Annotated in this window: 24 protein-coding genes; 3 read left to right on the top strand and 21 right to left on the bottom strand. The window is 31.8% G+C overall.

The window, feature by feature from the left end; all coding sequences use genetic code 11:
• Window positions 1–13 precede the first annotated feature (13 nt).
• The 14 genes from ACREWB_RS16030 to ACREWB_RS16095 form a co-directional block, all read right to left on the bottom strand.
• Complete coding sequence (locus ACREWB_RS16030) at window positions 14–1,411, bottom strand: FAD-binding oxidoreductase (protein WP_431548465.1); 1,398 nt, start codon at window positions 1,409–1,411, stop codon at window positions 14–16.
• A 53-nt stretch (window positions 1,412–1,464) separates the two neighbouring features.
• Window positions 1,465–2,679 (bottom strand): electron transfer flavoprotein subunit alpha/FixB family protein, encoded by a 1,215-nt coding sequence (locus ACREWB_RS16035; RefSeq protein WP_431548466.1) that lies wholly within the window; start codon window positions 2,677–2,679, stop codon window positions 1,465–1,467.
• A 17-nt stretch (window positions 2,680–2,696) separates the two neighbouring features.
• Entirely contained in the window at window positions 2,697–3,485 is a 789-nt protein-coding gene (locus tag ACREWB_RS16040; RefSeq protein WP_431548467.1) for an electron transfer flavoprotein subunit beta/FixA family protein, read from the bottom strand.
• A 210-nt stretch (window positions 3,486–3,695) separates the two neighbouring features.
• Complete coding sequence (locus ACREWB_RS16045) at window positions 3,696–4,382, bottom strand: FadR/GntR family transcriptional regulator (protein ID WP_431548468.1); 687 nt, start codon at window positions 4,380–4,382, stop codon at window positions 3,696–3,698.
• A 59-nt stretch (window positions 4,383–4,441) separates the two neighbouring features.
• Window positions 4,442–5,188 (bottom strand): alpha/beta hydrolase, encoded by a 747-nt coding sequence (locus ACREWB_RS16050; protein WP_431548469.1) that lies wholly within the window; start codon window positions 5,186–5,188, stop codon window positions 4,442–4,444.
• A gap of 2 nt (window positions 5,189–5,190) precedes the next feature.
• The gene (locus ACREWB_RS16055; RefSeq protein WP_431548470.1) at window positions 5,191–6,051 is read right to left on the bottom strand and encodes a MurR/RpiR family transcriptional regulator; all 861 of its coding nucleotides are present in this window, start codon (window positions 6,049–6,051) and stop codon (window positions 5,191–5,193) included.
• A 6-nt stretch (window positions 6,052–6,057) separates the two neighbouring features.
• Entirely contained in the window at window positions 6,058–6,948 is an 891-nt protein-coding gene (locus tag ACREWB_RS16060; RefSeq protein ID WP_431548471.1) for an ROK family protein, read from the bottom strand.
• A complete protein-coding gene (locus ACREWB_RS16065; protein ID WP_431548472.1) occupies window positions 6,949–8,454 on the bottom strand; it encodes a DUF4127 family protein in 1,506 nt (501 codons plus the stop codon).
• 12 nt (window positions 8,455–8,466) lie between these two features.
• Complete coding sequence (locus ACREWB_RS16070; RefSeq protein WP_431548473.1) at window positions 8,467–10,971, bottom strand: glycoside hydrolase family 38 N-terminal domain-containing protein; 2,505 nt, start codon at window positions 10,969–10,971, stop codon at window positions 8,467–8,469.
• A gap of 22 nt (window positions 10,972–10,993) precedes the next feature.
• Entirely contained in the window at window positions 10,994–11,833 is an 840-nt protein-coding gene (locus tag ACREWB_RS16075; protein ID WP_431548474.1) for a carbohydrate ABC transporter permease, read from the bottom strand.
• A gap of 10 nt (window positions 11,834–11,843) precedes the next feature.
• Window positions 11,844–12,749 (bottom strand): carbohydrate ABC transporter permease, encoded by a 906-nt coding sequence (locus ACREWB_RS16080; RefSeq protein ID WP_431548475.1) that lies wholly within the window; start codon window positions 12,747–12,749, stop codon window positions 11,844–11,846.
• Window positions 12,750–12,831: 82 nt separating this feature from the next.
• The gene (locus ACREWB_RS16085) at window positions 12,832–14,127 is read right to left on the bottom strand and encodes an ABC transporter substrate-binding protein (RefSeq protein ID WP_431548476.1); all 1,296 of its coding nucleotides are present in this window, start codon (window positions 14,125–14,127) and stop codon (window positions 12,832–12,834) included.
• A gap of 21 nt (window positions 14,128–14,148) precedes the next feature.
• Window positions 14,149–15,459: an FAD-dependent oxidoreductase gene (locus ACREWB_RS16090; RefSeq protein WP_431548477.1), complete on the bottom strand. Its 1,311-nt coding sequence runs from the start codon at window positions 15,457–15,459 to the stop codon at window positions 14,149–14,151.
• Complete coding sequence (locus ACREWB_RS16095) at window positions 15,459–16,160, bottom strand: N-acetylmannosamine-6-phosphate 2-epimerase (protein ID WP_431548478.1); 702 nt, start codon at window positions 16,158–16,160, stop codon at window positions 15,459–15,461. Before ACREWB_RS16095 ends, ACREWB_RS16090 begins: the two co-directional genes overlap by 1 nt.
• 330 nt (window positions 16,161–16,490) lie before the next feature.
• Here ACREWB_RS16095 and ACREWB_RS16100 point away from each other — a divergent pair, with 330 nt between their 5' ends.
• Both ACREWB_RS16100 and ACREWB_RS16105 read left to right on the top strand, forming a co-directional pair.
• Window positions 16,491–16,991: a hypothetical protein gene (locus tag ACREWB_RS16100; RefSeq protein ID WP_431548479.1), complete on the top strand. Its 501-nt coding sequence runs from the start codon at window positions 16,491–16,493 to the stop codon at window positions 16,989–16,991.
• Window positions 16,992–17,070: 79 nt separating this feature from the next.
• Window positions 17,071–17,292 carry a hypothetical protein gene (locus tag ACREWB_RS16105; RefSeq protein ID WP_431548480.1) on the top strand — a complete coding sequence of 74 codons (222 nt, stop codon included), beginning with the start codon at window positions 17,071–17,073 and terminating at the stop codon, window positions 17,290–17,292.
• 118 nt (window positions 17,293–17,410) lie between these two features.
• Here ACREWB_RS16105 and ACREWB_RS16110 read toward each other — a convergent pair whose 3' ends face one another.
• The 6 genes from ACREWB_RS16110 to ACREWB_RS16135 all read right to left on the bottom strand — a co-directional run bounded on the left by ACREWB_RS16110 (window position 17,411) and on the right by ACREWB_RS16135 (window position 22,979).
• On the bottom strand, window positions 17,411–18,469 hold the full coding sequence (locus ACREWB_RS16110; protein WP_431548481.1) for an aldose epimerase family protein: 1,059 nt from the start codon (window positions 18,467–18,469) through the stop codon (window positions 17,411–17,413).
• Between the two features lie 84 nt (window positions 18,470–18,553).
• Window positions 18,554–18,952 carry a hypothetical protein gene (locus ACREWB_RS16115; RefSeq protein ID WP_431548482.1) on the bottom strand — a complete coding sequence of 133 codons (399 nt, stop codon included), beginning with the start codon at window positions 18,950–18,952 and terminating at the stop codon, window positions 18,554–18,556.
• A 177-nt stretch (window positions 18,953–19,129) separates the two neighbouring features.
• Window positions 19,130–20,038 (bottom strand): 4Fe-4S binding protein, encoded by a 909-nt coding sequence (locus ACREWB_RS16120; protein ID WP_431548483.1) that lies wholly within the window; start codon window positions 20,036–20,038, stop codon window positions 19,130–19,132.
• 233 nt (window positions 20,039–20,271) lie between these two features.
• Window positions 20,272–20,730, bottom strand: a complete 459-nt coding sequence (locus tag ACREWB_RS16125; RefSeq protein ID WP_431548484.1) for a hypothetical protein — start codon at window positions 20,728–20,730, stop codon at window positions 20,272–20,274.
• A 154-nt stretch (window positions 20,731–20,884) separates the two neighbouring features.
• Window positions 20,885–22,291, bottom strand: a complete 1,407-nt coding sequence (locus tag ACREWB_RS16130; protein ID WP_431548485.1) for a sensor histidine kinase — start codon at window positions 22,289–22,291, stop codon at window positions 20,885–20,887.
• Complete coding sequence (locus ACREWB_RS16135) at window positions 22,272–22,979, bottom strand: response regulator transcription factor (protein ID WP_431548486.1); 708 nt, start codon at window positions 22,977–22,979, stop codon at window positions 22,272–22,274. Before ACREWB_RS16135 ends, ACREWB_RS16130 begins: the two co-directional genes overlap by 20 nt.
• 222 nt (window positions 22,980–23,201) lie before the next feature.
• On the opposite strand from ACREWB_RS16135, the gene ACREWB_RS16140 reads away from it, so the two are divergent.
• Window positions 23,202–23,351, top strand: coding sequence for a hypothetical protein (locus tag ACREWB_RS16140; RefSeq protein ID WP_431548487.1), 150 nt, complete (start codon window positions 23,202–23,204; stop codon window positions 23,349–23,351).
• 54 nt (window positions 23,352–23,405) lie between these two features.
• Here ACREWB_RS16140 and ACREWB_RS16145 read toward each other — a convergent pair whose 3' ends face one another.
• The gene (locus tag ACREWB_RS16145; RefSeq protein ID WP_431548488.1) at window positions 23,406–25,529 is read right to left on the bottom strand and encodes a methyl-accepting chemotaxis protein; all 2,124 of its coding nucleotides are present in this window, start codon (window positions 25,527–25,529) and stop codon (window positions 23,406–23,408) included.
• Window positions 25,530–25,778: the final 249 nt, after the last annotated feature.

A 25,778-nucleotide genomic window follows, 5' to 3' on the forward strand; every position in this document is an offset into this window, starting at 1 on the left:
GAAATAGTTTGTTTTATTGACAAACCTTTCCTGGATTTAATATATTCTTAGGATCAAATGCTAATTTTATATTCTTCATAAGGGCTATGTATACAGGCCCCAATTGCTCAAGCATATATGCTTTTTTAGCAAATCCAATTCCATGTTCTCCAGAAACTAAGCCTTTTAGTTGTCTTGATTTACTATACATTGCTTCAAATACTACTTCAATTTTCTTTTCCCATGCACTATCTGTTAGTTCATCCTTTAATACATATACATGTAGGTTACCGTCGCCTGCATGTCCAAAGCTTCTTATTCTTACATCAAACTGCTTTTGAAGTTCATTAGTATACTTAATAAATTCTGCTACTTTATTTCTTGGTACAACAACGTCACATTCATCCATATCGGTTGTTGTTGCTTTAACAGCTTCAAGGAAAGCTCCCCTTGCGGACCAAACAGCTTCTTTTCGCTCATCTGTATCAGTTATAAATACATCTAGAGCGCCTTCCTCAAGACAAATATTAGCAACCCCTTCATAGGCTCTTTCTATTTCTTCTATGTTATTACCATCAAAAGTTAATAAAAGATATGCATCTGATGAATTATCAGGGAATTTCTTACCTAGAAATTCTTCAGCAGCAATAATAACTTCTCTTTGCATAAATTCTATAGCCGTTGGCGCAGCTTTTGATTTAACTATAAGTGGCACTGTATTTATTGCCATATCAAGATTTGGAAAAGGTATTAAAAGCGACACTGCTTTTTTAGGTAGTGGTAATAGTCTTAATATAATCTTTGTAACTATTCCAAGTGTTCCTTCTGCCCCACAGATTAAGTCTTTTATGCTGTAACCAGTAGAATTCTTAACTACTTTTCCTCCGACTTCAAGTATTTCTCCACTTGGAAGAACTACTTCAAGTCCTCTTATGTAATCTCTAGTAACTCCGTATTTAACGGCCCTCATTCCACCTGCATTGGTGCTTATGTTACCACCAATTGTCGCAGATTTTTCACCTGGATCTGGCGGATAAAATAAATCATGTTCTTCAACAAACTTACTTATCTCCATTAAGAGTACACCTGGTTCAAGAGTTAGCATTAAATTATCTTCATCTATTTCAAGTATTTTATTCATCTTGGACATATTTATCATAATTCCACCACAAACTGGAACTGATGCTCCAACAAGTCCTGTTCCTGAACCTCTTGCTACAACAGGAATCATATTTTCATTAGCATATTTCATAATCTTTGCCACTTCCGCAGTTTCAAGAACTTCAACTAATACATCTGGCATTTTGCTTATTCCACCCATCTCATCATGGCTGAAATCATCATTTATTTGGTCATCTGTAAACACTCTATCACTACCTAATACAGACACTAAAAATTCTATATCCGTAGCATCAAGTTTTTTATATCCCATAATATTGCCTCCTTGATTCTTAATTTATTGTAACCACAAGTTTTAACGGTTTACTAAAAATTACTAACACAAGACTCTGCTCCACCATTTTTAATATTCTCTATCAATTGGGGAACTATTTCATATATGTCTCCTACTATTCCATAATGAGCTACATTGAATATGGAAGCATTTGCATCTGTATTTACAGCAAATATACGCTCTGAACTATTCATTCCAGCTGTAAATTGAACTGCCCCAGATATTCCAAGAGCTATTATAAGTTTTGGTTTAACTGTTCTACCAGAAAGACCTATTTGTTTCTTAGCATCAATCCAACCTGTTTCAATTAATCTTCTTGTTCCAGCTATTTGAGCGGAAAGAAGATCTGCAAGTTCCTGAATCATAGCCATGTCTTTTTCTGACTTAAGAGCTCTACCAACTGCAACTATTACCTCTGCATCTGATATATTTTCTTCTATTTCTTTTTCTGTAACCTTTAATACTGTTATATTAGAAGCTAATTTTTCTTTATCTATTTCACAAATAGTAATTTTACCATTCGGAGCACAAAGTTTTTCAGGAGCATTCATAACCTTATATCTTACTGTTGACATCTGAGGCCTAGTACTCGGGCATAAAATCTGAGCCATAATGTTACCACCAAAAGCAGGTCTTATCTGTACAAGATCTGTATTTTCTTTTATTTTAAGCATTGTGCAGTCAGCTGTGAGTCCCGTTCTAAATCTTGCAGCTACTCTTGGGGCAAGGGATCTACCTACAGTTGTAGCTCCAACAAGTATGGATGATGGCTTTACCTTATTTACAAAATCTTCAAAAGCAGCTGTATAAGGTTCTATCCTAAAATCCTTAAGCTCTGAATCGTCGTACACAAATACCTCATCAACACCATATAAAAGTAATTCTTTAGCTTTTTCCTTTATATTGTGACCAATAAATACACAATACACTGGGAAATTAACAACGCTAGCAAGCTCTCTAGCTTTTCCGATAAGTTCCATTGTTACAGGATGTATATCTCCGTCCACATGGTCCACATATACAGCTATTCCCTTCCATAAACTCTTATCAATTTTTGCTTCGTCTGTTTCAACAAATTCCATTACTCCTTTTGGTCCTTTTTTAACGCATATCTTACACATTTTACAACCTGCATTAACTTCTATTTTCCCATTAATGTATTCAATTGAACCAAAAGGGCAAACCTTTATTAATTCTTGGATATTGGAATCGTTTACTTTTTCCTGATTACAAATTAATTTACTCATGAATATACCACCCCTCTTTATACAAATTTTAATTCTTTAAGTTTTGTAGCTATTTTAAGACTAAGGTCAGCACTACTGCCTGTCCATGTTTCTCTATCATTATTAACTTCTGGTGGAAATATTCTTTCAACTTGTGTTGGTGAACCGTTAAGTCCATATTTTTTTTCATTCTTATCTTCAAAATCATTTAACGTTATCACTTTAATTTCTCTATCTTTTGTGGCTATTTTTGCTCTATATGATGGAAGTCTTGGCTGATATATATCTTTATCTACAGTTAAAAGACAAGGGAAGTTAACTTCTGCTATTTCAATAGTATTTGCCATATCCATTTCCACAATAACTGATTTTTCTTTTATTTCTTCTATTTTTAAAACGTTTGCAATATGTGGAATACCTAAGTACTCAGCCATTTCTGGTCCTACTTGAGCAGTATCTCCGTCTGTTGTCTGCTTTCCACATAATATAAGATCAAATCCACCCATTTGCTTTACGCCTTGTGAAAGTGTACGAGAAGTAGCAAGTACATCTGCTCCTGCAAATTTTCTATCGCTTACAAGTGCTCCTTCGTCAGCGCCCATCATATATGCTTCACGAATCACATCTTTTGCTTGTGGTGGTCCCATTGTTATAACCTTAATTACTCCACCCTTTTGTTCCTTAATTTTAAGTGCAGTTTCTAAAGCAAATAAATCAAAAGGGTTCATCTTTGAATCTATACCATCTCTTTTTAAAACACCTGTAACTGGATCCACTTCAACATTTGAAGTTCCTGGAACTTGTTTGATACAAACTAAAATTTCCATATATATTCCTCCAATCTTTGTATTAAAAATCTAAATTTATGTATGGTAGTATGGTCTGACCACCTTCTAAATTAATAGTATCACACTATTTTAAATATTGCTACAATTGTTAATTAGTTAACAATAAGATTTATTTTATTCACAAAAATGAAGGTAAGAATAATATTTGTTATTATTCTTACCTTCATTTTATATATTATATTAGTTTAATCATATATACTTGTTTGCAAAATCTAGGTGTTCACGCATAGCTTGCCTTGCGGCTGCTGAACTATGTTTTTCTATAGCTAAATATACATTCTTATGTTGATCAAACAATATTTTCTTATTTTTTTCTTGGACCAATATCAATTTTCTTGCATCCACAATAAAATGATCCACAAGAGTTGAAACTGTTTTAAGAATATTAAATATTAAAACATTACCTGAGCATTCTGCTATCTTATAATGAAATTCTTTGTCAATTTCAGCAGTAACATCTTCATCAACAGAATTCATAAATCTTTGATAAATCTCTTTTAATTCTTGCAACTTATCATCCGTTATTCTCTTAGCAGCAAGGCCTGAAGCCTCAACTTCCATGATCTTTCTAAGCTCCCATATTTGTTCTGGGTTACTTTCCTCTAGCATAAACATAATTGATAGTGGTTCAAATAAATTATCTTGAAAGCTTGCTTTTATATAGTTGCCTTCCCCTTGTCTACAATCTATAAGCCCAATTACTTCTAAAGCCCTAAGTGCTTCACGAATAGAAGTTCTGCTTATCTGTAATTGTTCCACTAAAGCTCTCTCTGATGGAAGCTTATCGCCTTTTTTAAGAATGCCTTTAGCAATCATATCTTTTATTTGTATTATTACCTGTTCATAAACTTTCGTAGTCTTTATTGGACTAAACATCTTGCGGCCCCCACTTTTAGTAAAATTTAAATTCCTTACATTATATTATAACATAATAATTAAAATTTACTTGTGAAAAATTCAATTATAGCATCACTAAGCTGCATTTCCCATTTTCGGGAACTAAGAATATGATTCCCATCTTCAATATCTACAAAATTCACTTTTTCTCCATATATATCTTTATATTTCTTCCCAAATTCATTTGGAACTGCTTCATCTTTTGTACCATGGGCTATTAAAACTTCACCTTTAAATCCCTTTGCTCTTTCATAAGTAGATATTGTCTTCATTTCATCAAAGGCATCCCTTGAAAAAAGCAGTCCATTAATATCTGCAATTCTATTCCCATTCTCAAAATAATCACTCATAATTTGTTCAATATTAGCTGCTGGAGATATGAGACATAGACACTTTATATCATCTTTAAGTTCACTAGCAACAATCCCTGCAATCATTCCACCCATACTAGAGCCAATTAACCCTATTCTGTCTAAATCAATATTAGGAATTGTTTTTCCATATTCCACTATATTAATTGCATCATTTATCTCACAACTCGGAGTCATGTTCTCGAAATTACCATCACTTTCTCCTGAATTTCCAAAGTCCATTCTTAGTGAGGCAATTCCCAATTTCTCAAGTCTTTTAGACAGCCTAACATAGTAAAAATGGTCTTCCATTTTGTTACTTGTAAAGCCATGAAACATACATACTAGAGGTACTTTTTCTGTAACTGTATTTGGCATATGAAGATATCCTCTTAAAGTAAGTCCATTACTTTCAAATTCAACATGTCTTTTCATAATTAATACATCTTATCCGAGATTGACATTGTGGTTTTTTCTTTATTTTCTTTAGCGAGTTCACTATTTCTTCTAAAATACTCTGCATATATAATATCAATCATATATAACTGAGCCATCTTAGTAGACAATGCTCCACCTTGAAGCGGTCCCTCTTTTGCTCCTACTAAAAGTACTACATCTGCATATTTAGTTATTGGAGATTTAGCAAATCTAGTTATACATATGGTTTTAGCTCCTGCATTTTTAGCTAGTTTCATCACATCTACAGTATCTTTTGTACTTCCTGAATATGAAAATCCTACTGCAACTTCATCACTTTTCATTAAACTTGCGACCATAGCTTGCATATGAGAATCAAAAGTCGCCTCTACATTTGGTCTAATTCTTACAAATTTATTTTTTGCTTCATAAGCTGTTACTGCGGAAGATCCAACTCCAAAAAATACAATTCTTTTGGCAGAAAGCAAACTATTAACTGCTATATTTAACTCTTCATAGTCTAATAACTCAAAAGTTTCATTTAGTGCTGCAATATTAACATTCAGAATTTTTTTAGATACTTCAATAAGTGTATCCCCTTTAGTGATTTCATCACTAAGTTGCTCTCCCATTCCGTCTTCTATTTGTATACTTAGTGCTAATGTCATTTTAAAACTTTGATATCCATCAAATCCAATCTTCCTACAAAATCTTAGAACTGTAGTCTCTCCAACTTTAGCTTCATCAGCTAAATCAGTAATAGAGCTATATAATATGTGTTTAGGATCTTTAATAACTAATTCTGCTACTTTTTTTTCAGATTTAGTAAAGGTATTATAACTTGTATTAATAGTAGGTAAAATATTGCACTTCTCTCTCATTTTACATCACTCCAATTCTTTTGCTAATATTGAAACTCCCAGTAAACCTGCAGTATTACCTAATTTTGCTAAACTTATTTGTACTTTATTAAAATTAGGCATAACATATTCACTTATCTTCACTCTTAACCTAGCCAATATATACTCTTGCTGCATTATTCCTCCACCAAGAATTATATGACTTGGATTATACATATGTATTATACTGCACAGTCCCATGGCAACTTCCACTATCCACCTATCAACTAACTGTTTATATTCTTCATTTTCTTCTAAAACCCTTTTAAAAATGTATTTTCCATCAATTTCATCACAAGTATTTGTGGAAGCTTTAACACTTCTTACTAAAGCGGATGTTGATGCATATGCTTCATAACAACCTCTTCCACCGCAACTGCACTTAAGACCCCCTACATGGGTTATCATATGTCCAAACTCCCCAGCGGAACCAGTTGCGCCACGATATATTTTACCATTTTCTACTATTGCTCCACCAATACCCGTACCATATGTCAAGCATAAGAAATTTAAATTCACTTCACCTAAACCATAATATGCTTCTCCTATTGCCGCTGCATTAACATCATTTTCAACAGCCGTTAAAATAGAGTACTTATCTTCTATTCTTTTTTTTATTTCCATTCCAGTCCATCCAGGCAAATTTTCAGAAGCAAAGATCACTTTTCCACTTTGAAAATCAACTTGTCCCGCTGTGCTTATTCCAACTCTATCTATATCCTTATACACACTAATCTCATCTAAAATTTTACTAATTAGCTTCTCTCCACCAGCTCCAGCATCCGTTGGTATTTCTCTATTTTCTAAAATATTACCATTTTCATCTACTAGCCCTATTTTAATTGCAGTTCCACCTATATCAAAACATAATATTCTCAACTATTTCACCTCAATATTTAAATCTACTTCAAACATCCTATCCCACGGAAATTTAACTTTAGCAACGGTTATTGCATTACCTTCAAATTTACTATTAATGAACTTCTCAACAAATTCATTTAACATAGATTTTGTTATATCTTCCACCCAAGATGTTTGATGCTTAAAATCATAATATGAAAGCCCCTTTGACTCTATTTCTTTTATTACTTCTTGCCGTGCAATAGCTTGATATCCACAATCTTCTACAATTCTATATATTAAAAACTCCAGATTAACATCCCCATATAAATTTGCTACGCCACTTGAAAGTACCGTTCCAAGTGTATTTCCATTGGTATTCCAACCTGCATATGCAGTTACTTTATTTAACAAGTTATAGCTTCTAAGAAGCGTTATAAGTTCAACATCTGAACCATTACTATAGGCTGAATCAGATATAATGACTTTTTTACCTGAATTTATATATTCTATTATAGATGCTACAAATTCTTTTAAATTTCTATAACACTGGTTTGTCCTAGGTTTATCATCTTGCTCAAAGGCTTCAGTCATCTGATTTTCCGGAGAATTCACCATGAGGATTAAATCAGCATTTGTGCTGTTATCTGTTATATTCATTCCACAGGAAATTATATGAGCTTTTATTGTCTCAAGTAGTGGCCTATCTTCATATTTAGGTATTATAGTTGGTCCTATCACTGATGAGAATCTCACATAAACTTTAGGGCATTTCTCATTATAGTAGTTTAAAATTCTAGAAAGCAAGGTGCATCCTACCTCATCAGCACCTGGATAAATTAGAACACTATCAATAATTTCTAATTTTTCAATTGTCTTTATGTGGTCTTTCTGTTCTTTAGATTGTATCCCATAAAGAGCAGAATCATCCTGTGGTATCACAAATTCTTCAAATATACCTTGACTTACATATTTTAGAGCTTCCTCAGTAACCATAAAGTTCTTTTCTCTACGATTGAAATAATCTTCATAGTATTCTTTAGGGAGTTTCTCTAAGTATTCACTATACTTAAAACTATCTTCTAGGTTGGCCTCTCCTATATTAATTTTATCCTGTAACCAAGATATGTTAAATATAGTCTCTCCATAGGTTTCATAATAATCCGGCTCTTCTTCGCTACTATTATAAGACGGAACTCTCATTATTAAACCAAAGGCGTAAATCTTTAATTTAGGATTCATTTTCTTTAATTCCACAATTCTCTCTAGCCTTTGTAATAACATTACTATTTCTTCCACATGTAACCTTGATGGAAGAAGACCTCCATAAATTAGCATGTCTAATGATAAAATCGCATAATCTGCACTGCCTGCATTTCTATTAATAAAATCCCATAACTTTTCAATGTCTGCAGCTTGTTTTTTCTTGCTTAGTATGTTTTGTGGTGGAGTAATAAGTTGTATATTATTAATTTTCAAAGCAATCTGTGTTGGATATTTATAATTACATGGTCTTTCATCTAATGGTATATAAAGAATTTTCATCATCAAACTCCTTTACTTTAACTTGAGAGTCAATATCTTTTTAGCACTAACTTCAATACTCCCGGTAATTAATTTCTCTTCTTCCTCTAGCAAGTTAGTTTCATATATTTCCTTCCAAAAACAATCTATATGCAATAGTTCTACTTGTTCTTTGGGATTATATAATCTTAAAATCACTTCATCTTTGCTATTTTTATAGAAAGCTGAAATAATAATGTTTTTATTATCTAAAATCAATATATTTTCCAAAGCATTTTCTATATCATTCCCTTGAAAAACTACAGGTTTAATTCTTATTTTTTTCGCCTCAAAAGGAACATTATCTTCAAAAGTAATTGCATAATTAAAGCTGTTTTTACCTAAACACTGTGCATCTGGTGTTGCCATATTAGGGCCTGCACCTCCGCCTCTAGTTCTAAAATCATCTCTAGATAACCATCCCACACTCCTCATTACAGTTAGGTACACTGCATCTTTAAAATTCCCATAATTTGAAACTTCAACTTCTTGAAGCCCTGTATGGATTATTCCAAATTCATTTTTTATATAAGCATAACTATCCGTTGGATGTGTATTAACTCTTACTTCACTCTGCTTTTCTGCGTCATATGTAATATTTTCTAAGGGTACTCTTTCTACATTATCAAAACTAACATCTGTATAAAATTTTTTAACCCCTTTACATAGTGGAAACACTATTCTTAGTCTCTGATCTTTAGCTTTATTATTTATTTCTGTTGTAAATTCTACTGTTTTACTATTCCCTAATATTCTAATTGTAGATTTAATCTCAGTAATAACTTTTTTTAAACTCTGCCCATTTCTATGTTCGTCTAAGCTTTCAGGTTGCTCTAAATTATATATAACCACTAACTCTTGAGTCACATCATTAATAATTATATTATTAACGCCCACAAAATTTGCTGTGCTTACACAATCATTAATAGGTGGTGAATAAGTATATTCATCTCCTGCATCTAAAGAACTCACAAACATATTTGTATTTTCGTATAATTTGTTATTTTGCTTATTTAATATATCTACATAACCTTTACTATTAATACTAACTTTAACATATGAATTTTCTAAAAATGACTTACGATATATTTCTTCTTCTTTTTTAATATCATTAACAATATTATACTCAGTAAAGCCCATGCCCTTAAAATTTGATTTTAAAGCAACCTTAAATTGGTGTACTTCATACCAATTTGGCTCTAGATCAACATCAGCTAAAAATATTTGTTTGTTTTCACTGCTTAGAATTTCCATGGTTATATATTTATTACGGATATCCGTAATTTTGAAGTTTTCAATATTTGTTGGTAAATTTAATATTGCTTCTACTACCCCTTCATACTTATAAGGAAGTGGATTAAATATATAAATTTTATTATTATCTATAGGCTTACTTTTTATAATTTCCTTGGCTGCATAATGCTTAATTGATTCAAGCATATCATTTATTTTCACATTACGTGTTTCCATTTCACTATGAACACTATCTATACTACATCCACAGATACTATCGTGGGGATGATTTTTTAAAAGCGACTTCCATGTATGATGAAGAAATTTATATTTATATTTATTTGTTACAATACTCTTAATTAACTCTAGAGGTTCAGCTATATGAGTCAATTTATCTTCTAGCTGTCCATTTTGTTTTTTTAAGTAACTTCTGCTTGATGCAACATTTGGTAATATGTATGCTTTTCTTTCATCTCTTTGTTCACCATAGATTATTTCCACAAAAGAACTATTATCTAATCTAGAAATATACTCTTTTAAGTTTGTCTGCTCTATTACTATATCTAAATCACTTTCTAGCTTCGTTAATCTATCATTTAAATTTTCATGCGGAATTAAATGATCTGCGCCGTTTAAAAGTAATAATTCTTCACTATCAGTAAACTTTTGAATTTTATCTAAATATATTTCTAACCTTTTGGTATAGTCATCATAGGTTAAAAAGTGATTATAATATCCTTCCCATAGTGGAAGAATTATAGCTTTAATTTCAGTATGATCACTGCCCTCAAAAATCACTTCGCTACTTTTAGAATGTACCCCTCTAAATAACAATGCACAGTCTATATTAAGGCCTTTAAATATCTGTGGTAATTGCCCTATATGACCAAAGGTATCTGGTAGATATCCAACAAAATCTTTTTTACCATATTGCGCTGAAATATCTGTTCCTATTTTTAAGTTTCTTATTATGCTTTCTCCGCTAACCAAAAATTCATCAGGCAAAACATACCACGGACCAACGTCAATTCTTCCAGATTTAATATAATTAATAAGCTTTTTATATTCACCATCTTCTAAAACTTCTGCTAAATCTTCTAAAATAACTGTTTGTCCATCTAACATAAAACTTTTGAATTGACCATTATCTAATCCTTTAACAATTAATTCTATTCCTTTAATTAATTTTCCTCTAAAGGTCTCAAAACTTTCATACCATTCTCTGTCCCAATGTGTATGATTTATTATATTCAATCTTTTAGTCATACCTATCGCTCCTTTATACTTTTTATTCCTTTACACCGCCAGCAGTAGCGCCTTCCATGAAATACTTCTGCGTTGCAATGAAAAAAATAATTATCGGTATCATAGATAATACTGCTCCAGCTGCTATTAGTCTCCAATCTGTAGCAAATGTACCCTGCAAATCCATAACTCCCAGGGGTAGAGTATATTTACTCTTATCACTTAATACTAATAGCGGCCAAAGAAAATCTCCCCATGAATTAACAAATGTAAATATGGCCAACGTGGCAATAAATGGTTTTATTAATGGTAATAAAATTTTATACCAAATCTGAAATGCATTGCAACCATCAATATATGCTGCTTCTTCTATAGAAACGGGTATTGTAAGAAACGCTTGCCTTATTAAAAATATTCCAAAGGCTGTTACTGCAAATGGTAATATCACTCCCGGATAGCTGTTTTTTAATCCAATTTTAGATATTAAAACAAATATAGGAATCATTGTAACCTGGATTGGAATCATCATTGTACTTAAAATCCCAGTAAAAATTATATCTTTCCCCTTAAACTTCATTCTAGCCAATGGATAAGCTGCAAGGCACGCTAGTACAACGTTTAAAACAACTTGAACCAATGCTATTATCACACTATTAATAAGATATGTCATAAAGGGTATTGTTTTGAATACTGACTTCATGCTTTCAAGTGTAGGATGCCTTGGAAGTAGATCCGGCGGAAACTTAAATAAATTTTCTGTAGATGATTTTAATGCTGTGGATAAAAGCCACAAAAAAGGACCCACAGATACAATTAATAAAACTATTAATATGGTATATAGTATAACTTTTTCTTTAAATTTAATCTTTATACCTGAATTCATATCTTCACCCCTATTGTACTTTTTTATCTGAAATTTTTATACTTATTATTGAAAAAACTAATAAAATTAAGAATAATATTACTCCCACCGCACTAGCATATCCCATTTCCAGTTGTGAGAATGCCCGTTCATACAAATAATAAACTACGGTCTTAGTGCTGTTAAACGGCCCGCCACCTGTCATAATATAAATTTCATCAAACACTTTCATAGCAGCCATGGAAGACATTACAGCAACTATAGCCATTGATGGAGCAAGTAGTGGGAAAGTAATAAAGAGGTGTTTTTTTAGTCCTGAGGCTCCGTCTATTTCTGCAGCCTCCCATATATCTTGTGATATTGCTTGAAGTCCTGATAGATAAATAACCATATAATATCCAATACCCTTCCATATAGTAACTATCATAACTGAATAAAGCGCAGTATTTTTAGATGTTAAAAAGGGTATAGGTTTTTTAATAATATGTAAAATATTTACTAGTAAGTAATTTAAAAGTCCAGAATCAGCATATATCCATTTCCAAGCTATCCCCGCAACAACCATGCTTGTTATAACCGGCAAATAATAAGATGCTCTAAAAAATTTAATACCCTTTAGTTTACTATTAACTAAAATAGCAACAAATACAGGTAGTACTACTAAAGTAGGAACAACAATAATAAAATATAATACTGTATTTTTTAGTGCAGCAAGAAAAGCTTTATCTTTTATTATATTTTCATAATTCTTAGTGCCTATCCATTCTGGTGGTGTAAAAACATTGTAAGATTGAAAACTATACATTATAACTCTTATTAATGGATAAAATACGAATATTCCTAATATTAATAGTGCTGGAAGTAGAAACATATATGGTGTTAATTTACCGTATGGTCTTAATTTTCTTTTCGTTTTTCTTTTTATTATATTATTCATATTTTTTTCCTCCTTACGCTTACCTTCCTTTATAGAAATTAAGCCCCACCTTTATGTGGGGCACAATTTAAAACTTTTTTATTTATTTAGCTAATGCTGCATTTGCTAATGCTTCTGCTTCTTTTAATGCTTCTTCAGGCTTTCCCTCACCTGCAATAGACTTTTGTACTGCAGTTAAGAAAGCGTCTTGTATTTCACTATAATTTTTAATTGGAGGAAATATATTTTTAGCTTTTTCTATTTGGCCAGCACTTATTGTTCTTGCCTGCTCACTTGCATTCCCTTTTTCTAAATTAAAGAAATCATCTTTTATTGAATCTCTAGTTGATGGAATTATAGCTCCAGAAACTTTAGCAAACTCAACTTGATTTGGTGCATCAGTAATAAACTTTGAAAATTTAACTGCTGCATCTTTGTTTTTACTACTCTGCGCAACACAAATATTCATTACAGCTTCATTATATTTTCCATTAGCATTTGCTAGTTGTTGTCCCACTGCGGTATTATCATATATTTCTTTATTATTTTTTTCAATCATACTTGCATGAGAAGTTCCACCTTGGAACATAGCAACTTCTCCACCGCTATACATTTGAATTATTGTTCCTTGTCCTTCAGTTAAACTAGTCTTTGGAATTAACTCCTCATCCATCATTTTCTTAAAGAAATTAATGCTTTCAATTGCTTCCGGTGTATTAAACGTAGCCTTTGTATAATCATCATTAAACAGTTTTACTCCCATTTGCTCAAAAGCTTCCATACCAACACTTTCATTAAATGAAATCATAAAACCATATTTTCCTGTTTTTTCTTTTATTGTTTTTGCTGCATTATACATTTCTTCATAATTGGCTGGTGCCTTATTTGGATCAAGTCCAGCTTTTGTAAATAATTCTTTATTGATATATGTGATACCTGTTGTTAAATACCATGGAAGTCCAAAGGTTTTACCATCAAAAGATGAAGCCTCCCAAGCTCCTTTAAAATAATCATCTTTTACATCTGCTGCGCTTACTCCCATATCAACTAGTGCATTTAATTGAGCCAATTTTTGAGCAAACTGAGGATTCAAATTTACAACATCAGGCATTGAACCTGAAGCTGCTGCTGCCATGACTTTCTTCTCCATATCACCCCAAGGAACATCAACCCATTTAACCTTAATAGTTGGATTTTCTGTTTCAAATTTTACTATAGCACTCTTTAAATAGTCATCAAAAGTTGGTGATAACTGCATAGTCCAAAATTCTACATTTTGCTCTGTTTTTACTTCTGGAGTTTCTTTTACTTCCTTTTTGTCATTACTTGCACAACCTACAAATAAAGATCCACTCATCGTTGCTGCTAATGCTATTGCTAATAGTTTTCTGATTTTCATACATTATTCCCCCTTAAATATTTATCTAAACCCCTTTTGTTTTAAAAGAGTTTGAAAACTTAAATTATCTAACTGCTTAACTTGTTTGTTATTAATTATGCTCATATATGCCATATAACCTGCTGCTTCTCCCATGCCACGACAAATATTTTGAATTCTTATGGCAGACTGAGCAATAAAATCTGTTGATACACACCTACCCGCAACTATTAGGTTATCTATTTCACTACAAATCATTATGTCCCATGGGATATCATAATAAGCTTCCTTATTACTTACGTCATTTCTTAGTTTTTCTATATATTCTGTGTCATCATTACTTAAATTATGAATATCAACTGGGTAATTTGATGACATGATTCTGTTATCAAATTTTTTATAGGTTAAAATATCTTTACCCGTCAAAATATATTCACCTTGAATTCTAACACTTTCCCTTACTCCTACCAGTGGAGCTATTAATGAAAGGTACGAATTTTTAAAACCAGGTAATGTTTTAAGAAATTTAACATATCTAAATATCTTTTGTTTGCCTATTATTTGTGCTGTTGTTAAATCCTCTACGCTACTGCCATCAAGTTGCTGAAATATTTCAGGACAGTTAAATGTTAAATCTGAACTTCTACCTGGGATAGAAAAACATTGAAAATACCTAGCATCTTCTTCTTGTAACTCTCCATTCTTAACTGCTTCCTCAAATATAGGTTGTAATGGGAACACACCATCTTTTGTATGGGCTGTGCTGAATTCGTTTACATCTAACTCATGCTTTTGCCCTAACCCCTCTACATAACTTGAAAATTCGCTAACATTAATATTACTCATTATAAATCTTAATGAAATAGGTTGGTTTAACCCATTTAGGTTCCCTTTGCACACTTTAATTCCAGCTAACCTAGAAATATCTGCGTCACCTGTGGAGTCAATAAATATCTTACCTTTAAATTCTTCAACTCCACTTTTACTTTGTACTAAAATTGAATGGATTAATTTTTCTTTCCTTATTAGTTTAAAAGCGTTGCTATAATATCTAATTTTCACTCCAGATTCTACAATCAATCTTTCTAAAACATATTTCAATACTTCAGGATTAAACCAATTTCCAAAGCCATCTCCTGTTTCTTTAAGTTTAAGTATTATTTCATTATTTAAATCAGATATATAATCATCTTTATGATTGCTCATCATAGGTGAAACTATTCCACCTGTAGCCGTGCCGCCTACATATCCATTACTTTCAATAAGTAATGTTTTCATTCCCATTCTACCAGAGGCAATAGCAGCTAGCGCACCTGCAGTTCCTCCTCCTATTATAATCACATCATAAATCATTATTTATATTTCCCACAATTAATCTCTTTAATGAATCTTTCTGTTATCTCTAGTGGTCTTGTTATAGCCCCACCAACTACCACAGCATATGCGCCATTATCTAATGCTATTTTAGCTTGCTTTGGATAATGAATTTTACCTTCACATATTACAGGTATATTAACTTTCTTTGATAACCTATTAACAAGTTCTAAATCTGGACCATCAGAGTTTACACTATAATTTGTATAACCAGATAAAGTTGTAGAAATAATATCCATACCTATCTTTTCAGCCATTATTCCTTCTTCATAAGTAGATATATCCGCCATAAATATCTGATCTGGAAATTCATCTCTAATTTGCTTATAAAATTGTAACAGATCAATTCCGTAAGGTCTTGTTCTATTTGTAAAATCCGTTGCAATAATATAAACTCCGATATTGTGTAATGCTCTCACTTCTTTAATAGTAGGCGTTATATAAACTTCTGAATCATCATATATTTTTTTTATTATTCCTATTATTGGTAGGTCAACTGACTTTTTAATCTCTATAATATCTTCTATTGTATTGGCTCTTATAGCAGCCGCTCCACCTGTTTCAGCAGCATATGCAAGTTTTGCCATTATGTCAGAACCATATAGAGGCTCTTCCACTAAAGCTTGACACGAAACTATAAGTTGTCCCTTTAAACTATATAATTTATCAAATTGCTTCAATTGGATCCCTCCTTATAAACATTATTATAATGTATATTATTAATAATAGAAAATTCAATCTTAGAGTGTATCTCCTTTTTATGGTCGATTATTGAAACTTATCTCTCTTTTCCTCTTCATAGAGCAATATTTCATTTTTTTATATATTTTTGGAGTTTTACTCCTTTTATTTGTTACTCTCTATTTACAATATTTAGTAAAAGTGATAGAGGTGGCGATCAAATAGTTACCTATACAAAAGACTTTGGACCTATAACTACAGGAACAAATGATCATGAAGCTGGCGCAAGCTTTCTCATTAACAATGCGGTAATCGGCGCAAAAATTAGTATGGACCAAACTACCAAAACATTAACTGCCTCTGTAACTCCTGAAAGCATGATAGCCGCTTTTGAAAAAGATTATAATGATTCGCTGCAAGCTTATACTACTGCTAAAGATGGATTGTATGATGTACCACTACAAAGTGCTAAGGAAGCTATAGATGCAGGAAGTATAAAACTATCTGCAGCAAAACAAATTTTAGAAGAGATAAAAACTGCCACAACAAACAAACAAGACTTAGAATTTCAATTTATAGACTTACTGGATGAAGTTAAGTTAAACACAAATCTCGTAACCTACAGATCTATGGAATCTAAAAAAGTAGAGTCCAGGGCAGTTTGGCATAGACCAACAGAAATGAATTTAGATGCTGTAAAAGCAAATTTAGATGAGTTAAAAAACAATAATTTCAATTTGATTTTCCTAGAAACATTTCGGCAAGGATATACACGTACAAGAGGTTTTAAAGGAGAGTACCTTCAGAGATGCTGCAGTTCTACCAAATGATGACATTAATAAAATAATAGAAACCACCTTTAAGGACATTCTTTCAAAGGCTGACAGGCTTTATATTCCAAATGGTAAAATGTCGGCTAAGCAAAGACGCTCATTAAGAAATAAATTTAAATCTATTGAAAACAAAAAAATCAAAAGTCCCCGTGATATTAACAAAGCAGTAAATGAAATTGATAAACTAAGAAACTCCATTTCAGACTATGCACTAGCCCCTGCTTCAAACAGAATTGCAGAGGACCTTGAATATTTAAATGGTATTTTAAAAATAAGAGAAAACATGTTAAGCCGCTGAGTTAAATAGGATAAAAGGGGTTGTCTCAAATGATTATAACCTCATTTGAGACAACCCTTTCCTATATTAACTTTATTTTAATTTAAGATTCCTTATCAGAAGTTTATCTTTTGTTCTACTATCTAGTTGAAAACTTATAAATTGTAGTATGCTCATATTCTTCACATGCTCTAAGTATTGGAGATGGAAAATTCTTATACTTTAAAGAGTTAGGAAAAAATTGAGTTTCTAAACATACGGCATCCCTTTTTTTATAAACCTGTCCACCTTTTCCCGGTCTATTAGCTATTAAATTATTAGCTGTATAGAGTTGAACTCCTGGCATTGTAGTATATGTTTCCATAAGTCTACCCGTTTTTTCTTCATATAGCTCAGCAATCTTTTGTGGAGTTTTTCCATTAACCTTTAATACAAAATTATGATCATACCCGTCACCATATTTAATTTGTTGATTTTCTGCTAGTAACCCATCACCAATTGTCTTCATGGTAGTAAAATCAAATGGAGTATCCACTACTGAACATATTTCTCCAGTTGGAATGCACTCATCATTTATTATAGTGAAATTATCAGCATTAATCATAAGCTCATGAGATAGAATATCTAAATCCCCACGCCCTAATAAATTAAAATACGAGTGATTGGTTAAATTAACTACTGTATCCTTATCGGAATCAGCAAAATATTCAATTTTCAGTGCATTGTCTGCTGTCAAAGTATAAATAACCTTCACCTTAAGTTCTCCAGGAAACCCCTCTTCTCCATCCGAACTTGTATACGTAAGTTGTAAAGATTCCTCTTTGTCTTGTTTTATAATATCAGCTTTCCATACTACTTTATCAAAACCAACAAATCCTCCGTGTATTAAATGTTTCCCATTGTTTTTACTTAAATTATATTCTACACCATTAAATTCAATAGTCGCATTCTCAATTCTATTAGCATACCGTCCTATAATTGCTCCAAAATTATTTATATTATGGAAATAATCTTCTAATTTATCATAACCTAAAACAACATCTGCAAAATTTCCAAACCGATCTGGAACTTTAATTGAAACAACTATCCCACCAAGGTTGATTATTTGCACTTCTACACCTTTTGAATTTTTCAAAGTAAAAATATCAATAGGGTTCCCATCTTTCGTCTTACCGTATAAGTCTTTTTTAATACTCATATATTCATCCTCATTTCAATATTTATTATTTATATTGCTCTTTCGTGTTTCTCTTAATCTATCAATTATACCATATTTAGAATATTATTTTGTAGCTTCATTAACATAAACTGCTGTAGCTAATCCTTGCATAGGATAAGATTCTCTTATCCCGCCCTCAATGTAAATTTCCACATGATTACCTATAACAAATTTCCGGCTTACATTCTTATACGGAATAGACGTTCCTTCATTAATATCTTCAAAAAAATTAGTTTTATCATCTATACTTACCCAAATTTCACCTTTTACAACACCTGCAGTAGAGTTTACTAAAATTGATTTGACATCTTCCTTTACATCTAATACTTCCCCTATTACTGTCGGGGCTATTAGTTTCCCGCTTATTGCTGGTGGTTTTTCACTTACCTTATTACTTTTACATCCCACAAGAATTATAACTGCTAACACACTTACTATGGTAAAAATTATATTTTTTTTCATACTATCCTTCCTTATACTTTATTTTTTTTATTATTACTAGTTAATACGATTATATAACTAAAAAAGTTTCATCTATTTGCACAAAATTTTATATACTGATAGATTTCCTATTCAGCTTATTAATAATAATAAATCCCGCGGAATATTTATTCCACGGGATTTATTAACATTTACTACCTATTCAAGAGATCCCTTTACTGCATCAAAATCATATCCAGGTGAAACATTTTGTATTTCCTTCATCTTAACATCTTTAGGTACATTTTCTGGTATCTTAAATTTATTATAGAAATCTTTCAATTCTGTTTTTGTATCTTTAGCAGCATCTTCAATTGTCATATATCCTTTAATTTCATCATAATTTATACTTTCTCCAGTTTTAAGTTCATCTGGGGTAAGTTTATATAATCCAGCAGCTTGGAATGCAAATATAGATCCAAAGAATAGTGCAATTACAATTATAATTGTAATAAGTGGACTTATTGTATGTTTACCTTGCTTTAGTTTAAGAGCTCCTTCTTTAGGACAGTTAAGTACACAAATCTGACAGTTTAAACACTCACTAGATTTTACCTCTTTTAGATGTTGTACATCGATATTTACAGGACATTTTTTACTGCATATCCCACAATCTATACATTTATTTTCATCTCTTACAACCCTGTGTGGGCTCACTTTACCTACTATTGCATAAAGGGCACCCATAGGACAAAGATATTTACAGAAAAATCTATCATATATAAGTGATCCTACCAATGTTATTATAAGTATTATTAGTCCAACAGCAGATTCAGCCCAAACACTTGAAAGGCCTTCAGGAAGATGAGCATATGCAGACCATGGATCATAAGGAGCCATCCATAATCCTGCTGTGTTCCATGCATAAAAAACTGTTATTGCAAGTATAACATATTTCAAATATCTAAGTGGTTTATCAATTTTTTTAGGCATTATAAACCTCTTTTTAAATAACCTTTGTCCAATTTTAGCAAATAACTCTTGAATTGCTCCAAAGGGGCATATAAGTCCACAGAAACTTCTTCTAAAAAGTAGAGCTATAACTAGAGTTATTGCGAAAAGTATCATGGTACCTGAGAAAATTTTCTGTATAAGTCCGCCTGTTGTAAAGAATGAATAAAGACTTTCGAGCCCTCCAAATGGTCACAGTGCATGAATTGAAGGAGCTTTCGCTCCTCCGAGTATCTGATGGAGATATGCCGCAATGCTAACAAGCACTGCAAATAACGTAAGCAACCCCCATCTTAAATACTCTAACATCTTATTTTTCTTCAACAAAAGTCACTCCTTTATTTTACAATCTATTGTGTTACACATCCAGAACCATTACCCTGTCCAGATCCTTTTCCCATTCCTTGACCTCTTCCTTGACCTCTTCCCTGACCAAATCCTGCACCGTTCATTTTGCCTATCCCACCACTTCCTGTTCCATCACAAGTCTCTTGGTTCTTCACAATAGAATTGTAAATTTCATCAGCCTCCTCTTGAGTTAAGTTACCATCTTTTACTCTTTGATCAAGTACTAATTTTTTCTGCTGTAATGACTCTGTTTTAAACGCTTCTAGCTTTCCTGCTTCTTCAGCAATTGTTCCATAAGTTTTTCCCGAGGTTCTTTCTGTTGTAACTTCCTCTACTGTCTTTCCTGTTAATCCAGCTGCTACTTCCGCTGGAGTCTTTGTAGCTACAGCTGCAAAAACAACCCCAGTACTAAGTACTGTTACCACTGCAAGGGATAGAACCATTTTTTTGATATTTTTCATATAAAACACTCTCCTCATAATTTTTTTTATTTACTTTCTATCTTTAGTATAAGGGGAAGTTGTGATAGAAGTATGATAAAACAACGACCTAATTGTGAAACTTTCAGATAAAGTAAAAGACCCCCTCTTCTAAAAGTGGGGGTCTCTTACTTTATTATACTTGCCTTTTTATGTCAAACCAAACCATAGTCCCTTTCCCTTTTGTGCTCTCTACTCCGTACTTAAAACCATGTGATTCAAGAATAGTTTTTACAATAGTTAGCCCAAGACCAGTGCCAGTGGATTTTATCCCTTCTATTTTATCTGTTTTATAAAATCTATCCCAAATATGTTTTAGGTCTTCTTCAGATATTCCTATTCCAGTATCCGCCACTTCAATTCTGAAGTTTTTTTCATTTTCTATTGCCCTTATAATTATATGTCCAGAACTCTTCGTATGATTAAAAGCGTTATTTACAAGGTTATACATAACCTGTTCTAGTCTGATTTCGTCCGCTTCTACTATTTTATCTACATGATTCTCAAGAACTATATCCACTGAGGTTTTCTCACTTAAAATCTGAAACTTTACTATAACTCTTTCCAGAAGCTCATTAATATTAAACTGAGTTTTATTTAAATTAAGATATCCAGCCTGTATTTGGGATAAGTTAAGAATATCATCAACGATTTTAGAAAGCCTCTCTGATTCCTCTATAATAATATTCAGCTGTTTCTCTCTCTTATCTGCAACATTGCCTGTAACATCTCTAATTGTCTCAGCATAGCCAAGAATAAGACTTAAAGGTGTCCGTAGTTCGTGAGATACATTGGCAATCAAGTCTTTCCTCAGTTGTTCAGTTTTTGAAAGTTCTTCACCCATATAATTTATAGTGCTAGAAAGTTTACCAATCTCATCCCTGCTGTTTGATTTAATCTTCAAAGAAAAATTACCTGAGGCCATTTCTTCCGATACTTTTGTAATTTCAAGTATAGGTCGCGTAAAACTCCTAGACAAAAAATAAGCAAATATCAATGCTGTGAAAAGAAGAATTAATGTGATATAAAATAACTGTACTTTAAGTATTGCAGCTGTATCCTTTACTGGTGCTAAAGGCAAATTTATAAGAATCCCTCCCTCAAATTCACCTTGCACTTTGAAGGGTAATCCAATAAGTATAAATGTATTATGAAATTTAGGATGAATTAAAGATAGAGTTATTTCCTTTCCTTGTTTAATTTCATTAATAGCCTCAATCCTTGCATTATTCATCATCATCATAGGCATACTAGAAGCGCCCCCGTTTGAGGCTACGCTATAAAGTGTCTCTTCATTTGAATTCAAAAACTCTACGTTAGAACCTGTCTCATTAGCAAAGGTTTCAAAAGTGGTTTCAAGATTTTCTCCTGAGTCCAACTCTAACCCCTCAAGAATAAAGTAGCCTTTGCTTTTCATCTCTGAAATTTTTATTGTAGTATAAAATTTTTCTAAAAATATAATTTGGAAAAGCCATAGCATAACAAGCATTATAAGCACAAGAGCTATCATACCTGACCATAATTTAAGAGCTATACTTTTCATTTTTCCCACCCACCTCAAATTTATATCCTGTTCCCCAAACTGTAACAATAAATTTTCTATATTCTTTTATACTTTCACGTAGCATCTTTATATGCGTATCTACAGTTCTGTCATCACCAAAAAAATCATAGCCCCAAACCTCATTAAGCAATTGTTCTCTAGAAAATACTCTATTAGGATTACCTGCAAAAAAAGTTAGTAAACTATATTCTTTAGGCGTAAGTGTAACTAATTTATCATTAACATAAGTATTTCTAGAATTAAGATCTATAACAAGACCCTCAAATGTAATTGTAGTTTCTTTTTCATCTTTGTCTGCATATGAACTTCTTCTTATTATTGCTTTCATACGTGCAAGAAGTTCCTTTGGGCTAAAGGGTTTTATTATGTAATCATCTACGCCAAGCTCAAAGCCGAAAAGCTTATCATACTCTTCTCCCCTTGCAGTAAGCATGATTACAGGAACATTTGATGTTTTGCGTATTTCCCTGCACACGCTCCACCCATCTATTTTGGGCATCATAACATCTAGAATAATCAATGAATATTTATGATGTGAAAACAGATTCAAAGCTTGCACACCATCACCTGCTTCATCGATATAATATCCCTCAAGACTGGTATATTCTTTTATCATATCTCGTATACGCTCTTCATCATCAACTAGAAGTATTCTTTCTTTGCCCATATAAACCCACCTCTTTCTTATAACTCCTATTATACTATAATTTATACCAACATAATTGACTTTATATATTTATTATAACCAACAATTGTGTTCGAGGTGTGATATATTAATATAATCGCATTATAAATAATGATTATTTATTAATAACCATTGCTATAAAAACGAATTAGGGTTATAGTGTAGTAAATGAAGTAACAATATTTAAAAAGGAGAGGATAGATAATGACAGATAAAAAATTAACTCCAGAAGAAATATCAAAGTTAGAAAAAGAAAAACTTGAACAAGCGAAAAAAATCGCCAACTTTGTACCACCTCCATCAGATTCAGAGTTTGATATATGTGGACCTTTAGACTGTGACAGACAACTTTAAATATATATAAAAAATAATCTCTTTACCTTGGATTTAAGGTAAAGAGATTGTTTTTTAAAATTTAAACTTTTTAATTAAGTCGATTAATTCATTTGCTTTATCATTTAATCCCTGTGCCAGTGAATTCATTAAATTATTTGATTGTGATTGATTTTGAATTGTTGCTGTAACTTCCTCAGTTGCAGCTGTATTCTCCTCTGAAATTGCAGCAATACTATTTATTGAATCATATAAATAGTTTTTGTCCTCATCTATTACTTTTATAGATTCCATTGAATGTTCCATAGCTTCAGAAATTTTTGAAATTGATGTCTTTATATCTTGGAAAGACAGTATTGTACTGTTAACTTGCTTGGATTCTTCTTTAAATAACTCTTTTGCATTAGTTGATATTCTAAGAGAATCATTTATAGAAGTATTTACTTTACTAATAATATTTTCTATTTCCAGTGAAGCGCTTTGTGATTGCTCAGCCAGCTTTCTAATTTCACTAGCAACAACAGAAAAACCTTTTCCAGCCTCTCCAGCCCTTGCAGCTTCTATGGATGCATTTAGCGCCAATAGATTTGTCTGTTTGGTAATGCTATTAATTTTATTTAAAATAGTAAGGATTGCTTTTGTGTTTTCATCTAATGTTGAAATAGTGTCAGATACATTATCCATTGCTGCAGAGTTATTTTGAGAAGTTTTGCTTAAATTATTAATAATATTTGAACTTGTATTAATAACACCAATAGAATTACTTGTTGCACTATTTACATTGCTTAAGGCAGAAATCGCTCTAGTGATTTCGCTATTAAACTTTTCAGAAATTCTAGCACAATCAATAGTCTCCTCAGTCTGTTTTGATGATCCTAGTGTTATTTCTTCAACTGCTACAACCACTTCAGTGGAACTTTCATTTATGCTACTTGATAAATTTAAAATTTGGGCTGCTGAGTCTGTAGTTTCCTTTGTTAGCACAGCAGTTATTGAAAGCATCTGTTTAAGTTTTTCCGTCATATTGTTGAATTTATGGCTTAATTCATTTAATTCATAAATAGAATACCTATCGGTTTTCACTGTGAAATCTCCATTAGAAACATTTTCTGCAACATCTATTATATCGTTTATTGGGTTTGTAATTTTCATTGTTATAAATAGTGAAAATATTATAGTAAGAATTAAGCATCCAAATATTATTGGAATTGATAAAATACCGATACTATTTGCTGTAGAAGCAAGTTCTTTCATTGGTACTACAGCTATGATTTTCCATGATTTAGAATCATATGTAGAAACTACTCCACGCATACTTGTTCCACTCAGCTTAAAATCAAAAGCACCATTGTCTTTTTTTTGTACAGAATTCCATATAGAACTATCTACTTTTTCACCTGCAATAGTAGCATCTTTATGTGCAATAATATTACCATCTTTATCCGAAATAAACATATAACCATTTTGACCAATTTGCACCTTGCTTAAAGAAGAAGCAAAAACTTCTGGATCAGCGTTAATAATTAAAATTCCCGTATTTGTAACATTATATTTATCTCTTAATACCCTCATAAAACTTATAGTTTTTTCCTGAGCAAGAGAAAAAGTATTTACGTGAACTTTTGACCATATTGGTTTACCATTTGCTTCTATTACTTTTTTATAATCTTCGGTAGTTTTAAATTCAGCATATTTAGCTGCATCAGTAACAACTGAATTACCAGAATCAGAATTTACTGATAAACCCTTTTCATTTAATACATAAATACTCTTAGCAAAGGAAGAAGTTCCTCCACCAGATAGATTTTTAAGGCTATTAACTAGCTTTGTAGTAAGCTGAGTTTTATCATAAACGTCAACAGGTACAGTATTAAGAGTATCCAAAAAATCATTATTAGTCAGTAATTGAATAGAAATATCCTCGAAATATTTGTCTATTAGTCTAACATAGTTCATATTTTGGTCTAAAATTTGAGTAGTTGATGTTTCAAAATCAGCAGATACTTTTTGCTTAGTAACTTGAAATATTAAAAGAGCTGAAATTGATAGTGTAATTAATGATAACAAGGTAAATGTTATTACTAATCTTTTAAAGAGGCCACCTTTAATCTTTAGATTTTTGAATATCTTTTGACTTAGTGTAGATATACTTATTTTATTTTTTTTGAAACCCGGTATTTTAAACTTAACCTTTTTCATAGCACTTCCCCCTGCGTTAAAATTTATAATACTTTATCCTTTAAATGAAAAAAACGAATCAAAAGCTAGCACTTAAGAAATACCAAACTTTTGATTCATTCATTACGTTATTTTAATTATTTATTTTATTTACTAACCTTTTACACTACCTACTGTTAACCCACCAACTAGGTATTTAGATAAGGCAATAAATAGTATCATAACAGGCACAGCTGTAATTAACGCTCCTGCGGAATATATACCCCATGC

This window comes from Clostridium sp. (assembly GCF_050717635.1).
Lineage (GTDB): Bacteria > Bacillota > Clostridia > Clostridiales > Clostridiaceae > Clostridium_AD.

What these genes read in the sequence shown, in the direction of transcription:
- ACREWB_RS16075 (WP_431548474.1), bottom strand. Translation starts at nt 11,833, where the DNA reads ATGAATTCAGGTATAAAGATTAAATTTAAAGAAAAAGTTATACTATAT.
- ACREWB_RS16070 (WP_431548473.1), bottom strand. Translation starts at nt 10,971, where the DNA reads ATGACTAAAAGATTGAATATAATAAATCATACACATTGGGACAGAGAA.
- ACREWB_RS16110 (WP_431548481.1), bottom strand. Translation starts at nt 18,469, where the DNA reads ATGAGTATTAAAAAAGACTTATACGGTAAGACGAAAGATGGGAACCCT.
- ACREWB_RS16050 (WP_431548469.1), bottom strand. Translation starts at nt 5,188, where the DNA reads ATGAAAAGACATGTTGAATTTGAAAGTAATGGACTTACTTTAAGAGGA.
- ACREWB_RS16120 (WP_431548483.1), bottom strand. Translation starts at nt 20,038, where the DNA reads ATGATACTTTTCGCAATAACTCTAGTTATAGCTCTACTTTTTAGAAGA.
- ACREWB_RS16130 (WP_431548485.1), bottom strand. Translation starts at nt 22,291, where the DNA reads ATGAAAAGTATAGCTCTTAAATTATGGTCAGGTATGATAGCTCTTGTG.
- ACREWB_RS16065 (WP_431548472.1), bottom strand. Translation starts at nt 8,454, where the DNA reads ATGAAAATTCTTTATATACCATTAGATGAAAGACCATGTAATTATAAA.
- ACREWB_RS16140 (WP_431548487.1), top strand. Translation starts at nt 23,202, where the DNA reads ATGACAGATAAAAAATTAACTCCAGAAGAAATATCAAAGTTAGAAAAA.
- ACREWB_RS16040 (WP_431548467.1), bottom strand. Translation starts at nt 3,485, where the DNA reads ATGGAAATTTTAGTTTGTATCAAACAAGTTCCAGGAACTTCAAATGTT.
- ACREWB_RS16145 (WP_431548488.1), bottom strand. Translation starts at nt 25,529, where the DNA reads ATGAAAAAGGTTAAGTTTAAAATACCGGGTTTCAAAAAAAATAAAATA.
- ACREWB_RS16125 (WP_431548484.1), bottom strand. Translation starts at nt 20,730, where the DNA reads ATGAAAAATATCAAAAAAATGGTTCTATCCCTTGCAGTGGTAACAGTA.
- ACREWB_RS16115 (WP_431548482.1), bottom strand. Translation starts at nt 18,952, where the DNA reads ATGAAAAAAAATATAATTTTTACCATAGTAAGTGTGTTAGCAGTTATA.
- ACREWB_RS16045 (WP_431548468.1), bottom strand. Translation starts at nt 4,382, where the DNA reads ATGTTTAGTCCAATAAAGACTACGAAAGTTTATGAACAGGTAATAATA.
- ACREWB_RS16035 (WP_431548466.1), bottom strand. Translation starts at nt 2,679, where the DNA reads ATGAGTAAATTAATTTGTAATCAGGAAAAAGTAAACGATTCCAATATC.
- ACREWB_RS16055 (WP_431548470.1), bottom strand. Translation starts at nt 6,051, where the DNA reads ATGAGAGAGAAGTGCAATATTTTACCTACTATTAATACAAGTTATAAT.
- ACREWB_RS16105 (WP_431548480.1), top strand. Translation starts at nt 17,071, where the DNA reads ATGTCGGCTAAGCAAAGACGCTCATTAAGAAATAAATTTAAATCTATT.
- ACREWB_RS16100 (WP_431548479.1), top strand. Translation starts at nt 16,491, where the DNA reads ATGGACCAAACTACCAAAACATTAACTGCCTCTGTAACTCCTGAAAGC.
- ACREWB_RS16090 (WP_431548477.1), bottom strand. Translation starts at nt 15,459, where the DNA reads ATGATTTATGATGTGATTATAATAGGAGGAGGAACTGCAGGTGCGCTA.
- ACREWB_RS16080 (WP_431548475.1), bottom strand. Translation starts at nt 12,749, where the DNA reads ATGAATAATATAATAAAAAGAAAAACGAAAAGAAAATTAAGACCATAC.
- ACREWB_RS16085 (WP_431548476.1), bottom strand. Translation starts at nt 14,127, where the DNA reads ATGAAAATCAGAAAACTATTAGCAATAGCATTAGCAGCAACGATGAGT.
- ACREWB_RS16030 (WP_431548465.1), bottom strand. Translation starts at nt 1,411, where the DNA reads ATGGGATATAAAAAACTTGATGCTACGGATATAGAATTTTTAGTGTCT.
- ACREWB_RS16135 (WP_431548486.1), bottom strand. Translation starts at nt 22,979, where the DNA reads ATGGGCAAAGAAAGAATACTTCTAGTTGATGATGAAGAGCGTATACGA.